11 protein-coding genes are annotated in these 14,398 nt (G+C 42.4%); 8 read left to right on the forward strand and 3 right to left on the reverse strand.

Translation table 11 applies throughout. From position 1 onward, the window contains the following. The first annotated feature begins 13 nt into the window (after positions 1–13). From QK890_RS02070 to hcp, 4 genes are all read left to right on the forward strand, one after another. Complete coding sequence (locus QK890_RS02070) at positions 14–1,345, forward strand: sigma-54 dependent transcriptional regulator (RefSeq protein ID WP_032539343.1); 1,332 nt, start codon at positions 14–16, stop codon at positions 1,343–1,345. Beyond that, complete coding sequence (locus tag QK890_RS02075) at positions 1,342–2,655, forward strand: PAS domain-containing sensor histidine kinase (RefSeq protein ID WP_032536047.1); 1,314 nt, start codon at positions 1,342–1,344, stop codon at positions 2,653–2,655. Before QK890_RS02070 ends, QK890_RS02075 begins: the two co-directional genes overlap by 4 nt. 118 nt (positions 2,656–2,773) lie before the next feature. Further along, complete coding sequence (locus tag QK890_RS02080) at positions 2,774–3,439, forward strand: Crp/Fnr family transcriptional regulator (protein WP_005805678.1); 666 nt, start codon at positions 2,774–2,776, stop codon at positions 3,437–3,439. A gap of 106 nt (positions 3,440–3,545) precedes the next feature. Further along, entirely contained in the window at positions 3,546–5,177 is a 1,632-nt protein-coding gene (gene hcp, locus QK890_RS02085; protein ID WP_032539344.1) for a hydroxylamine reductase, read from the forward strand. Between the two features lie 90 nt (positions 5,178–5,267). Here hcp and QK890_RS02090 read toward each other — a convergent pair whose 3' ends face one another. Continuing rightward, the gene (locus QK890_RS02090) at positions 5,268–6,452 is read right to left on the reverse strand and encodes a uracil-xanthine permease family protein (RefSeq protein ID WP_005777463.1); all 1,185 of its coding nucleotides are present in this window, start codon (positions 6,450–6,452) and stop codon (positions 5,268–5,270) included. Between the two features lie 172 nt (positions 6,453–6,624). Here QK890_RS02090 and QK890_RS02095 point away from each other — a divergent pair, with 172 nt between their 5' ends. Then, on the forward strand, positions 6,625–8,091 hold the full coding sequence (locus tag QK890_RS02095; protein ID WP_005805674.1) for a potassium/proton antiporter: 1,467 nt from the start codon (positions 6,625–6,627) through the stop codon (positions 8,089–8,091). Between the two features lie 213 nt (positions 8,092–8,304). After that, complete coding sequence (locus QK890_RS02100; protein WP_005777459.1) at positions 8,305–9,969, forward strand: long-chain fatty acid--CoA ligase; 1,665 nt, start codon at positions 8,305–8,307, stop codon at positions 9,967–9,969. A 5-nt stretch (positions 9,970–9,974) separates the two neighbouring features. Here the strand turns inward: QK890_RS02100 and QK890_RS02105 are convergent, their stop codons facing one another. Continuing rightward, a complete protein-coding gene (locus QK890_RS02105) occupies positions 9,975–10,358 on the reverse strand; it encodes a DUF3037 domain-containing protein (protein WP_005777457.1) in 384 nt (127 codons plus the stop codon). Then, positions 10,336–11,118, reverse strand: coding sequence for a HipA family kinase (locus QK890_RS02110; RefSeq protein WP_005777455.1), 783 nt, complete (start codon positions 11,116–11,118; stop codon positions 10,336–10,338). The genes QK890_RS02105 and QK890_RS02110 overlap by 23 nt, the downstream gene beginning before the upstream one ends. 185 nt (positions 11,119–11,303) lie before the next feature. Between QK890_RS02110 and QK890_RS02115 the strand changes: the two genes are divergently transcribed. Continuing rightward, entirely contained in the window at positions 11,304–12,878 is a 1,575-nt protein-coding gene (locus QK890_RS02115; protein WP_032529956.1) for an AAA family ATPase, read from the forward strand. Next, positions 12,853–14,223, forward strand: coding sequence for a VWA domain-containing protein (locus QK890_RS02120; protein WP_032536045.1), 1,371 nt, complete (start codon positions 12,853–12,855; stop codon positions 14,221–14,223). The genes QK890_RS02115 and QK890_RS02120 overlap by 26 nt, the downstream gene beginning before the upstream one ends. Positions 14,224–14,398: the final 175 nt, after the last annotated feature.

Raw genomic sequence — 14,398 nt, forward strand, 5'->3', positions numbered from 1 at the left:
TTCAATCTTCTAAATGGGAACCATTATCATTGTCGACGATAACAAAGGAGTACTGACAGCAGTGCAGCTATTACTGAAAAATCATTTTTCGAAAGCCATCACCCTCTCTTCACCAGTCAGCTTGTCATCTGTTCTGAGAGAAGAAAATCCGGAAGTCGTCTTATTGGACATGAATTTCACTTCCGGCATCAACAACGGCAACGAGGGCCTATTCTGGTTGCACGAAATCAAACGCCAATACCCCAATCTCCCGGTAGTACTTTTCACCGCATACGCCGATATTGATTTAGCTGTACGAGGTATCAAAGAAGGCGCTACCGACTTTATCGTAAAGCCATGGGATAACCAAAAGTTAGTCGAGACTCTGCTAAACGCTGCTTCACAGGCCAAAGAAGGCAAAAAAAAGAACCGAAAGAAAGAAAATCCTTCTATAGCTGCCATGTACTGGGGTGAAAGCAGTGCTATGCAACAACTTCGCATGCTGGTAGAAAAAGTAGCTACAACCAATGCCAACATATTGATTACGGGAGAAAACGGCACTGGAAAAGAAATGCTCGCCCGGGAGATTCACGCCCTGTCATCCCGTTATAAAGAAACGATGGTCTCCGTAGACATGGGGGCAATTACCGAGTCTTTATTCGAAAGCGAGCTTTTCGGACATGTGAAAGGTTCTTTTACCGATGCACATGCCGACCGCACGGGTAAATTTGAAGCAGCCAACCATAGTTCTCTCTTTCTTGACGAAATCGGGAACCTCCCCTACCATCTGCAAGCCAAACTGTTGACAGCCATCCAACAAAGAAGTATCGTACGGGTAGGTAGTAACGAACCTGTTCCTGTAGATATCCGGCTGATTTGTGCTACCAACCGGAATCTACAGGGAATGGTTGATAAAGGAGAGTTCCGCGAAGACTTACTTTACCGTATCAACACCATTCATGTAGAGATTCCACCTCTGCGTAATCGCAGAGAAGATATTGTCCCACTGGCCGAACGCTTCATTACACGTTTCTGTAAACAATACGACAAAGCTCCCATCAGCCTGACTGCATCTGCTTGTGAAAGGCTGACCGCACACTCCTGGTACGGTAACATCCGGGAACTGGAACATGCTATCGAAAAAGCAGTCATCATCTGTGACGGCAATTCGATACCTGCCGAAATGTTTCAATTGGTACAAAAAACAGAAATACAGCAAATCGAAGCTTCCACACTTGAGGAGATGGAAAAAGCCATGATCCGGAAGGCATTGGATAAATGCGGAGGCAACCTTTCGGCAGTAGCTTCCCAATTGGGAATCACCCGCCAGACACTATACAATAAGATGAAAAAGTTCGGCTTATGAAGACTCACATCAGACTACTTACCGAACGATATTGGTTCCGCCTCGGAGTGAGCCTCTGTTTTGCCATAACAGCGGCTCTGTTTTACTCAAACAGAGACTTCGTTTGGATGATATTGAGCCTCTGTTTTTTAATCTTCAGCATCTGGTGGCAATTATCTCTATACCGCATCCATACCAAGCGGGTTCTTTTCATGATCGATGCGCTTGAGAACAACGACAATGCCATTCACTTCCCGGAAGAAAAAACCACACCCGAAACCCGGGACATCAATCGTGCACTGAACCGGGTGGGACACATATTATATAATGTAAAATCGGAAACGGCACAACAAGAGAAGTACTATGAACTTATTCTTGACTGTATAAACACAGGAGTATTAGTGCTCAACGATAATGGAGCCATCTATCAAAAAAATAACGAAGCACTCCGTCTGTTAGGATTGAATGTACTCACTCACATCCGCCAACTGAGTAAAGTAGATGTGACATTGATGCAAAAGGTGGAATTCTGCCGTACCGGAGAAAAACTACAGATTACTTTTAATAATGAACGGGGCACAGTCAATCTTTCCATTCGCGTATCGGATATTACAATACGCAAAGAACATTTACGCATCCTCGCCCTCAGCGACATCAACAGCGAATTGGACGAAAAGGAAATTGATTCGTGGATACGCCTGACGCGTGTATTGACTCACGAAATAATGAATTCGGTAACTCCCATCACTTCACTGAGCGATACCCTGCTCTCACTTTCCGATACCCATGACGAAGAAATACGCAGTGGTCTCCAGACCATCAGCACTACAGGGAAAGGGTTATTAGCTTTTGTAGAGTCTTATCGACGTTTTACCCGTATCCCCACTCCCGAACCATCTTTGTTTTATGTAAAAGCCTTCATCGATCGCATGGTAGAACTGGCACGGCATCAGAACACTTGCAAAAACATCACGTTTCATACAGATATTTCTCCTGCCGACTTAATTGTTTATGCCGATGAAAATCTAATCTCGCAGGTTGTCATCAATCTGCTCAAAAATGCAATTCAAGCTATTGGTACACAAGCTGACGGAAAAATAGAAATCAGTGCCCGCTGTAACGATTCGGAAGAGGTACTGATAGAAATCAAGAACAATGGTCCCGTCATTCCCCCGGAAATAGCAGACCATATCTTCATCCCATTCTTTACGACCAAAGAGGGAGGTAGCGGCATCGGACTTAGTATCTCTCGCCAGATCATGCGTCTGTCCGGAGGAAGCATCACCTTATTACCGGGTAAAGAAACTAAATTTGTGCTGAAATTTAAGTAAAACCATTGTTTCCAAAATGCGATATCAGTATTATTAGCAACGCAATAGCAACAGTTACCGGCAAACAATGAGAAAAGATTCCTGTTATTAATAATATATCAATTCAATCTTTAAAGCCATGACCTATCTTGCTAACAACCCTTTATTCCACGGAATTTCGCCCGAAACGCTATCCCGTGATTTTGACGGAATCGTTTCTCACCTCCGTATGTTCCGCAAAGGTGACATTCTTGCCAGACAAGGTGACGTATGCAACCGGCTGATGATATTGCTAAAGGGCAGTGTCCGGGGAGAAATGATCGATTATTCGGGCAGACTGATTAAAGTAGAGGATATTACTGCCCCTCGTGCGATAGCCCCACTTTTCTTGTTTGGTGCCGACAATCGTTACCCGGTAGAGGTCACAGCAAACGAAGCTACTGAGATTTTTGAAATTCCTAAAGAAAGTGTACTGAAGCTATTCCGGAGAAATGAGAGATTCTTAGAAAACTATATGAACCTTTCGGCCAATTATGCCCGGACACTTGCCGACAAACTATTTTTTATGTCTTTCAAGACGATCCGGCAAAAACTGGCCTCGTACCTGCTCCGGATTTCAAAACAGCAGGAGGGAAATCCTATACTACTCGATCGCTCACAGCAAGAATTGGCCGATTATTTCGGAGTGTCACGCCCCTCACTGGCACGCGAACTGGCACACATGCAGGATGATGGCCTGATCAGAACAGACCGGAAATTAGTGCACATCCTGAGAAAAGAAGATTTAATGCAGTTGATACAATAAAATCTCCAATCTTTTTTCTATTGTTTGTAACATTGGTTACAGAACTACCTCAAATCCTCCACCTATCTTTGCCTTCAATTAAGAAACCAATTAATACGTAAGAATTATGAGTATGTTCTGTTATCAGTGTCAGGAAACCGCAAAAGGTACAGGCTGTATCCTTAGCGGAGTATGCGGGAAAACTCCCGAAGTAGCCAATATGCAAGACCTCTTGCTTTTTGTTGTACGCGGAATCGCAGTCTACAACGAGGCATTACGCAAAGAAGGACGTTCTTCTGCCCAGGCAGATAAGTTCATCTTCGATGCCTTGTTTGTCACTATTACAAACGCCAATTTTGACAAACGGGCCATTATTGAAAAAATAAAGAAGGGCCTCGAACTTAAAAAAGATTTAGGTAGTCAGGTTACTATCGAGTCCGTCCCCGATGAATGTACCTGGTATGGCGATGAATCAGAGTTTGAAGAAAAAGCCCAAACTGTAGGCGTACTTCGCACTCCGAACGAAGACATCCGTTCACTGAAAGAACTGGTTCACTATGGCATTAAAGGTATGGCGGCATATGTAGAACATGCCTATAACTTAGGATACGAAAACCCGGAAATATTTGCTTTTATGCAACACGCACTGGCAGAACTGACCCGCGAAGATATTACGGTAGATGAACTGATAACCCTCACACTCACTACCGGAAATTATGGGGTACAGGCAATGGCCCAGCTTGATACTGCCAACACCAATCATTACGGAAATCCGGAAATATCTGAAGTGAATATTGGCGTCCGGAGCAATCCTGGTATCCTTGTCAGCGGGCATGACCTGAAAGATATAGAAGAATTGCTACAGCAAACAGAAGGTACCGGTATAGACATTTATACCCACAGTGAAATGTTGCCGGCACATTATTATCCCCGGCTGAAGCAATACAAGCATTTAGTAGGAAATTACGGCAATGCCTGGTGGAAGCAAAAAGAGGAATTTGAGAGTTTCAACGGTCCCATCCTCTTCACTACCAATTGCATCGTTCCACCACGCCCGAATGCCACTTATAAAGATCGGATTTACACAACGGGAGCTACCGGTTTGGAAGGTGCTATCCACATCCCCGAACGTAAAAACGGAAAGCCCAAAGACTTCTCTATCATCATTGAACATGCACGACGTTGCCAACCACCGGTAGCAATAGAAAACGGTACGATTGTAGGCGGATTCGCCCATGCCCAAGTAATCGCATTGGCCGATAAGGTGGTAGAAGCAGTAAAAAGCGGTGCTATCCGTAAGTTCTTCGTCATGGCCGGATGTGACGGCCGAATGAAAAGTCGCAGTTATTACACAGAGTTTGCAGAGAAACTTCCGGCAGATACAGTGATCCTGACAGCAGGATGTGCCAAGTATCGATATAATAAGCTGCCTTTAGGAGACATCAACGGCATTCCCCGAGTACTGGATGCCGGACAGTGTAATGACAGTTATTCGCTCGCTATCATCGCCATGAAATTGCAGGAAGTATTCGGACTAAAAGATATCAATGATTTGCCAATCGTTTATAACATTGCGTGGTATGAACAAAAAGCCGTTATTGTTCTGCTGGCTTTGTTAGCACTTGGAGTGAAAAAGATTCATTTGGGACCGACACTTCCTGCATTCTTATCACCTAACGTAAAACAGGTACTGATCGATAACTTCGGAATCGGAGGTATCAGCACAGCGGATGAAGATATTGCAAGGTTCCTGGCATGATATGAACGGTAAATGATGAACAGTAAACGATAAACGGAGGACTCTTGTCTATGGCACACAACCGGTTTATCGTTTACCCTTCATCGTTTATCACTCTTCTCTCGGGAGCACCAGGTTCAACCCTACTCCTACCAATGCAGCGAGACCGATTCCTGACAATGAAAACTCACCCCATGTCAACACGGCTCCACCTATGCCTATTGTCAAGGTCAGAGAAACAATTATGATATTGCGTGTCCGGCTCAAGTCAATGCAATTATTGACAAGATTGGCAATTCCCGCACAAGCAATCGTACCGAAAAGAAGCAGCATGATTCCTCCCAATACAGCCGAAGGGATAGACTTTAGCAAAGCACTGACTTTGCCGATCACTGAAAACAGGATTGCCGTGACCGCCGCAATTCGTATTACCTGAGGATTTGTCACCTTGGTAAGTGACATCGCTCCGGTTACTTCCGAATATGTAGTCACAGGAGGACCTCCCAACAAGCCTGCACAAAGACAGGCCAAACCATCTCCCAAGAGCGTTCGATGCAATCCGGGATCTTTCACATAGTCCTTTCCGGTTACAGTATTTACTACATACACATCACCGATATGTTCTATCACCGGAGCAATCGCTACCGGCATCATAAACAAAATAGGCTCCCAGGAGAACTTAGGAAATACAAACTGCGGAAAGCCCAACCATGCTGCATCTCTCACTCCCGACAGGTCTACATCATAAAAGACCAATGCGGCAACATACCCCACGATAATTCCGCAAAAGATAGGTATTAGCTTCAATAGTCCTTTAGCACGGATAGATACAACCACGGCAGTCAGTAATGAAAGTAATGCAAGAGTCCAGTTTTCTTTTGCCATATTGACTCCGGTTCCGGCAAGTGAAAGCCCGATCAAGATAATTACCGGACCAATAACTACCGGAGGGAACAGGCGTTCAATCAGTCTGATTCCTTGCCATTTGACCAAAGCACTCATGACAAAGTATACCAATGCAACCCCCACCATTCCAGAAAGCGTGCCGGCGAGTCCGTATAATTCGGTTGCTTTAATAATGGGAGCAATAAACGCAAAGCTGCTGCCCAGGAAGATAGGAACTTTCCCCTTTGTTACCAAATGAAAAAGAAGTGTACCGATACCGGCCGTAAATAAGGCTGTAGAGGGGTCAAGTCCGACCAATAAAGGTACGAGAACAGTAGCGCCAAAAGCCACAAAAAGAAACTGTACTCCTACCACGCCCTTACGTAAAGGAGAAAGATGATTTGAATCCATATAGATATAGAATGATATTATTTTGGCTGCAAAAATAACATTTTTAAACTATTTTACGGCAATTTGGGACATAAATACATCCAAAGAGGATTTCTATTTGTTACATAATTTAAGTAACTTCGCACAGTGAAATGTAAAATAACAAATTAATAACCTTCAGCACTCATTGCTTATGATATTTACCGCAGAAAACATTCTACTCATTGGTTCTATCTTACTATTCGTTAGCATTGTTGTCGGAAAAACCGGCTATCGTTTCGGAGTACCCGCTTTATTATTATTTCTTCTCGTAGGCATGTTTTTCGGAAGCGACGGTCTGGGACTGCAGTTCCACAACGCTAAAGTCGCTCAATTTATAGGTATGGTAGCCCTTAGCGTCATCTTGTTTTCCGGTGGTATGGATACTAAGTTCAAAGAAATCCGTCCCATCCTGTCACCGGGAATTGTACTCTCTACTGTAGGAGTACTCCTCACAGCTCTTTTCACCGGTTTGTTCATTTGGTATCTTTCCGGAATGGGTTGGACGAATATCCATTTCCCGCTGATTACTTCCCTACTGCTTGCATCGACCATGTCGTCCACCGATTCTGCCTCCGTGTTCGCTATCCTCCGTTCACAGAAGATGAATCTGAAACATAATCTGCGTCCCATGCTTGAACTGGAAAGCGGAAGCAACGACCCGATGGCTTATATGCTGACCATTGTCCTGATACAGTTCATCCAATCGGATGGTATGGGTACAGGCACCATTATCGGCTCATTCATCATCCAGTTCCTGGTAGGCGCAGCCGCCGGATATATACTGGGAAAGCTGGCAATACTGATCCTTAATAAAATAAATATCGATAACCAGTCACTTTATCCCATTCTGTTATTGTCATTTGTATTCTTTACTTTTGCCATCACCGACCTACTCCGCGGTAACGGATATTTGGCTGTATACATTGCCGGTATGATGGTAGGTAACCATAAAATAACCTTTCGGAAAGAAATTGCAACGTTTATGGACGGACTTACATGGTTATTCCAAATCATTATGTTCCTCATGCTGGGACTACTTGTCAATCCGCACGAAATGCTTGAAGTTGCTGTTGTAGCATTACTTATCGGAGTATTCATGATCGTTATCGGGCGTCCTTTAAGTGTATTTCTTTGTCTGTTGCCTTTCCGAAAAATCACTTTGAAATCGCGTTTATTCGTTTCGTGGGTAGGTCTGCGGGGAGCTGTGCCTATCATTTTTGCAACCTATCCGGTAGTAGCCAATGTAGAAGGATCGAATATGATTTTCAATATTGTATTTTTCATCACGATTGTTTCGCTGATTGTGCAAGGAACAAGCGTATCGTTTGTAGCACGCTTATTGCATCTGTCTACTCCTCTTGAAAAAACTGGAAATGAATTTGGTGTCGAACTTCCCGAAGAAATAGATACCGACCTCTCGGACATGACCATCACTTCGGAAATATTGAGTGAAGCCGATACGCTGAAAGATATGAACCTGCCTAAAGGAACTTTGGTAATGATCGTAAAACGCGGAGATGAATTCCTGATTCCTAATGGCACACTAAAACTGCACGTAGGGGACAAATTATTGCTGATCTCAGAAAAAAATAAAAAGGAAATGGCTGAGAGTGAATAAAAGCTCATAACGAAGTACACAGAGAACACGGAGATTATATATCACCCTGATATCATAAGACGTGTCTCTGTGACTTTTATCGGCTTAATAATAGACAAATAAAGCTCTCCCATCCTCCGTTAATTTAACGTAAAACTTTACGAAAGAATTCGGTTTCCGTTAATAGAATATTAATTTTGCGCAGTTTTAAACTGAATGTGCAAAAATTACAAAATGGAACAAGAACAACGGTTCATTGGTTATATTGAACAGAGCATCATAAACAACTGGGATGCAAACGCCCTGACAGACTACAAAGGAATCACCCTTCAATATAAGGATGTAGCCCGGAAAATAGCCAAATTTCACATCATATTAGAAATGGCCGGCATTCAGCCGGGAGATAAAATAGCTGTCTGTGGACGTAATAGTGCCCACTGGGCTGTAACCTTTTTGGCTACTGTGACCTATGGTGCAGTAATTGTTCCTATCTTACACGAATTTAAGGCTGACAATATTCACAATATCGTCAATCACTCCGAAGCAAAATTGCTTTTTGTAGGTGAGCAGGTGTGGGAAAACCTTAATGAGGACCGGATGCCGCTACTTGAAGGCATATCTTCCTTAACTGATTTTGCCCCACTTGTGTCGCGCAACAATAAACTGACGTATGCACATGAACACCGTAATGAAATATACGGGCAACGATATCCCAGAAATTTCCGCCCGGAACATATCTCCTACCGTAAAGAAATGCCGGAAGAACTGGCTGTCATAAATTATACGTCGGGAACAACCGGCTATTCCAAAGGAGTTATGCTTCCATACCGGAGTTTGTGGTCAAACATCGCCTATTGTCATGAGATGCTTCCGGTAAAACCGGGAGATCATATCGTCTCCATGCTCCCTATGGGACATGTGTTCGGCATGGTCTACGACTTCCTTTACGGATTCTCTGCCGGCGCCCATCTCTACTTTCTGACGCGTATGCCGTCTCCTAAGATCATTGCACAGTCATTTGCGGAAATCAAGCCGAGAGTGATCTCTTGTGTGCCGTTGATTGTTGAAAAGATTATTAAAAAAGATATTCTCCCCAAACTGGACAATAAAATAGGTAAATTGCTGTTGAAGGTCCCCATTGTTAATGATAAAATAAAAGCCGCTGCCCGACAGGCCGCTATGGAGATCTTCGGGGGAAATTTCGATGAGATTATTATCGGAGGAGCTCCATTCAATGCAGAAGTGGAAGCCTTCCTTAAACAAATAGGATTTCCATACACCATTGCTTATGGCATGACAGAATGTGGGCCCATTATCTGTTCAAGTCGCTGGGAAACCTTGAAACAGGCTTCGTGCGGAAAAGCAACCAGCCGTATGGAAGTGAAAATCGACTCCCCTGATCCGAAAAGCATTGCCGGAGAAATCATTTGTAAGGGTATGAACCTAATGTTGGGGTACTACAAAAATCCGGAAGCGACTTCACAAATCATCGATGTAAACGGATGGCTCCATACCGGAGACTTAGCCACAATGGATTCGGAGGGGTATGTCACAGTACGTGGACGAAGTAAAAACATGTTACTAACTTCAAGCGGACAGAACATTTATCCGGAAGAAATAGAAAGTAAATTCAACAACATGCCTTATGTATCCGAATCATTAGTCCTGCTCCAGAAAGATAAACTTGTGGCATTAATCTACCCTGATTTCGATGATGCCTTTGCACATGGACTATCACAAACAGATATTGAAAGGATGATGGAAACCAACCGGATTGAACTCAATCAGCAATTACCCTCTTATTGCCAGATTACTAAAATAAAGATTCACTTCGAAGAATTTGAGAAAACTGCGAAGAAGAGCATCAAACGATTTATGTATCAGGAGGCAAAAGGATAAAAGCATTAAAGTACCAATTCCCGGAACAATCGCTCCAATGTCTCCTCCAGATCATCGGAGTAACCCACATGAGGTCTTGAAGTTTGAATACACGAACTCCGGTGTGCAGTCAACCATCGAAAACGTTCCGGGATTTCCAATTGGGCAATAGCTCCTCCTGTACGGCAACCGGCACAAATTTTGCTAAAAGCCTCCAGATGTTCACGGAAAGAATCAATATCAAGTTCCGGTGCAAATAGCCTCAGCCTTTTTTCATTGATATCATAACGCATCCTGATAAAGCATGCTTGTTTGGAAAACAGGATAACTCCAACATTGATAAACTCCTCACGTTCCACTTTCGGAACAATCCGGATAACGGCGTATTCATAAATATGCTTCTCTGGCATGTTTTGCTTCTTTTACAAACGTTTCAGAATGTTCTATCCTTTCTATAAGAAATTGGTAATAGATATCACGGATATCTTGGGGAGTTTCATTTTTGTCACGCCACTCCACCCAGTCATCCGGAATCAAATTTACGATCTCACGAATCTTCTCCGATGTCAGTAATACCCGAAATTCGGCATCCACCTCCTCCAACTTATCGGCTTGCGGCAATAGAGCATGATCTTTAATCTGAGTAAAAGGACTCATTGCATGTTTGTGCCAATTGACCCATGAATGCTGAAAAAAGAGAGAGGCACCATGATCTATCAGCCACAACTCTTTATGCCACATAAGCATATTGGTATTTTTCGTGGTACGGTCCACATTAGTCAATAACGCATCCAGCCATACAACCTGTGACGCCAGTTTGCCGTCGATCTCAGTAACAACCGGATCGAATGGTAAAGCGCCTGAAAGAAAATGCAAACCCAGATTCAATCCCCGGCTTCCCTGCAATAAGTCCTGTATCTCTTCGTCGCCTTCCGAACGTCCGAAAGCTTCATCTAAATTCAAAAAGACCAACTCCGGCAGACGAAAACCCAACATCCGTGCAATCTCACCACCAATCAATTCTGCTATCAGTGCTTTAGTTCCGTGCCCTGCACCCCGAAACTTAACAACATATTTAAAACCATCATCAGCTTCGGCCAGCGCCGGTAAAGACCCACCCTCACGCAGCGGCATAATGTAACGAGTGACATCGACTGTACGCAACTCCATAATTCAAACTCCTTCCTGTATACTGTTATAGGTGATAAAGATACAATAATGTTTCCATTTCACCAACTTCTGTTTATAACACTCCATACGAATATATGTTTATACAAGCCGTTGACATACAAAAATACAACTATGCCTCAATTTGGCAGAAAAATCCCTTATTTTTGCACAAAATTCAAAAGTACATGAAAACAGTAAAATCACATATTACCCAATTATTGTATGCCATGAACGAGGGAATCTTTGAGAAAGAACATCCCATCGCATTATCACTTTTATCAGCCATTTCCGGAGAAAGCATTTTCTTCCTCGGACCTCCGGGAGTCGCCAAAAGCCTTATCGCAAGACGATTGAAACTGGCATTCGACAGAAGCACTTCCTTTGAATACCTGATGTCCCGTTTCAGTACCCCCGATGAAATATTCGGTCCGGTATCCATCTCTAAGCTGAAAGACGAGGATAAATATGAACGTATTATCGAAGGCTACCTTCCATCGGCAACGATCGTATTTCTGGATGAAATATGGAAAGCCGGACCAAGCATACAAAACTCATTGCTGACAGTCATCAATGAGAAAATATACCGCAACGGACAATATACGATCCGGTTGCCATTGAAAGGATTAATAGCAGCTTCTAACGAACTGCCCGCTCAGGGAGAAGGTTTAGAAGCTCTGTGGGATCGTTTCCTAATACGCTGTTTCGTAGGGAACATCGAACAGGAATTCGCTTTCGACCGGATGATAGCCTCAGTAAATGATGCTGAACCGGTAATTCCATCCGGACTTTCCATTACAGAAGAGCAATACAGGGACTGGCGAACTCAAATCAACCAAGTCAATATACATTATACCATCTTTGAATTAATTCACTCCATCAAACGGCAGATAGAAAAATATAACATACAGAAAGAAGAAATCCCCCACTCTGTTCTTTATGTTTCTGACCGCCGATGGAAAAAAATCGTATCCTTACTCAGAACTTCTGCTTTTCTGAACGGAGCAGATACCATTCGCTTCTCCGACTGTACGCTATTACTACATTGCCTGTGGAACGAGGTGGAACAAATCCCGGTTGTCGAACAAATAGTTTCGGCCGCACTCCGCGAGTGCATCGACCACTATCTTTGTGGTGAACGAATTTTAGAACAGAAATTGAACAGTATCCGGGAAAACATGAAATCAGAACACAGCCTGAGAGAAATAAAAGATCCTGCATTACAGATTGTAGATACTTTCTATCATCAGATTGAAAGATATCCTGTAGCAGGCAATTTATTGATTTTTGCTTCCGACTACCAAGGTTTAAGGAAAGATACTCAAAAATTGTTTTATATCCAGAGAGATAAGTATCGTCCTGTAAATTGGATATTAAAGGTATATGACTATGTCCGCAATCGCAATGTATCCCAATCAGCCGTCGTCTCACTTAAAAAAGGCACTCGCTCTGTATTCATCAATAATCAAGAGCACCCATTAACCTGTAATACAGGATATGACATTGATATTCCGGAAGAGACATATCAACCTTTTGAATTTCGGTTTCAGGAGTTGATTGACCTATGCCACAACCGCGAAAATGACTTAAAGCGCATAACTGACATCGAATTACAATATTGCAAGGAACATTTATTTATGGACGATAAACAACGCAGTATGATTAAACGAGTATTAAACAGCCAGAAAGAAATGCTGGACATCTGCCAGAATGAAATCCGGGAAATAGCATATACACATGGATTGGAAAATAAGGAATATTAGGCTGCAAGAACTTAGAGACATCTATCTGGAAAAGCTGGAAAAGGTAACTTACCAACTATACGAGTCACATCTTCGGAATGATATTATCAAGCAAGAGGAACTTGATGAAGAAATCAAGTCTTATTATCAACACACTCAACCCTCCCTGCAGGAATTTTATTCACATTATGCTGCGCAATGGGAACATTTTTACGAAAGTCGTGAACTTACGGACACCGCTTTTTTGCATTTTCTTGAGAATTCAGCCTATCCGTTACAAATGAAATACAACCGCGGTGACTTAAATATTCAATACTATATCAGCCGATTTCATACACTTAAAAAACGGTCGAAAGAGTGGAAAAACCTTCGAAATCTTTTTTTCGGCAAATGGCATCACCTGTTAGCTAATAATGAATATAATTATCAGACAGAACGTATCGACGGACTTTGTGAGAACTTCTACCAACTACAGAAAAGTATAGCCGATCAGCTGCCCCAACGTGGTAGCATCCGCTTAATGTGGTTATTAAGGGGTCACAAAGAACTGGCTAAACAACTTTTCCATTACGACGAAATAGCAAAAACTCACCCGGCTATTCGGGAACTGGCAGAAATTCTCGGAAAACAACATCAAGGTAAGGAGAAAAAATTCCGTATGATTGCAGGCATACACCAGGAACAGATCATTACGCCTGCTGCCCAAAGCGATATAAGAGGAATATGTGAAGGCAATGATTTAAACAGCCTCTTACCCATAGAGTATTGTTATCTTTCAGATCCAGTCTTACAATCTCTTTTCTTCGAACGATTCAGCAAGAAGAAGTTACAGATGATAGACTATGAATCAAAAGAACAACACCGCATAAAAGATGTAAAGGTACAGGGAAAAGATATTGTAGAAGAACAATCAGGACCATTTATTATCTGTGTGGATACTTCAGGATCTATGAGTGGAGAAAGAGAAGAGTTTGTCAAATCGGCCATTCTTGCCATTGCCGAACTCACAGAACAACAAGATCGAAAATGCTATCTTATCAGCTTTTCCGACGACATAGCCTGCATTGAGATAGAACGTTTAAGCCAAAATATACAGGAATTAGCAGATTTTCTTTGTCAAAGTTTTCATGGAGGCACTGATTTAACCCCTGCACTTCTTCACGCTATACATATTTTAAGAACTAAATCTTATCGGAATGCTGATCTGGTAATGATGTCCGACTTCGAAATGTCTCCTTTAAATGACGAGCTTTCGGAAGAAATAAAGAAAATCAAGCAACACAATACCTACATATATGCTCTTTCTGTACAAAAACAATGTGAAAAAACTTATTTAGATATCTGCGATAGATTCTGGTTTATTTAAATTATGTTATAAAGCATGCTTTTTTTCTTGGATAGTTTGCAGATTAATTTATCGTGCGTATATTTGCAATGTGTTTTTCATAGTATTAGATTTTAAGGTTAACAAAGGTTGGAGTACGGCGGTACTCCTTTTTTTATTTATATATTAATCCTATTAAATATCCAATCAAACAGGT

This window comes from Bacteroides sp. NGMCC 1.200775 (assembly GCF_040798045.1).
GTDB lineage: Bacteria > Bacteroidota > Bacteroidia > Bacteroidales > Bacteroidaceae > Bacteroides > Bacteroides hominis.

Excerpts from the sequence above, each read along its gene's own strand:
- QK890_RS02120 (WP_032536045.1), top strand. The coding sequence starts at position 12,853 with ATGGATTGGAAAATAAGGAATATTAGGCTGCAAGAACTTAGAGACATC.
- QK890_RS02090 (WP_005777463.1), bottom strand. The coding sequence starts at position 6,452 with ATGGATTCAAATCATCTTTCTCCTTTACGTAAGGGCGTGGTAGGAGTA.
- QK890_RS02070 (WP_032539343.1), top strand. The coding sequence starts at position 14 with ATGGGAACCATTATCATTGTCGACGATAACAAAGGAGTACTGACAGCA.
- hcp (WP_032539344.1), top strand. The coding sequence starts at position 3,546 with ATGAGTATGTTCTGTTATCAGTGTCAGGAAACCGCAAAAGGTACAGGC.
- QK890_RS02100 (WP_005777459.1), top strand. The coding sequence starts at position 8,305 with ATGGAACAAGAACAACGGTTCATTGGTTATATTGAACAGAGCATCATA.
- QK890_RS02110 (WP_005777455.1), bottom strand. The coding sequence starts at position 11,118 with ATGGAGTTGCGTACAGTCGATGTCACTCGTTACATTATGCCGCTGCGT.
- QK890_RS02080 (WP_005805678.1), top strand. The coding sequence starts at position 2,774 with ATGACCTATCTTGCTAACAACCCTTTATTCCACGGAATTTCGCCCGAA.
- QK890_RS02075 (WP_032536047.1), top strand. The coding sequence starts at position 1,342 with ATGAAGACTCACATCAGACTACTTACCGAACGATATTGGTTCCGCCTC.
- QK890_RS02105 (WP_005777457.1), bottom strand. The coding sequence starts at position 10,358 with ATGCCAGAGAAGCATATTTATGAATACGCCGTTATCCGGATTGTTCCG.
- QK890_RS02115 (WP_032529956.1), top strand. The coding sequence starts at position 11,304 with ATGAAAACAGTAAAATCACATATTACCCAATTATTGTATGCCATGAAC.
- QK890_RS02095 (WP_005805674.1), top strand. The coding sequence starts at position 6,625 with ATGATATTTACCGCAGAAAACATTCTACTCATTGGTTCTATCTTACTA.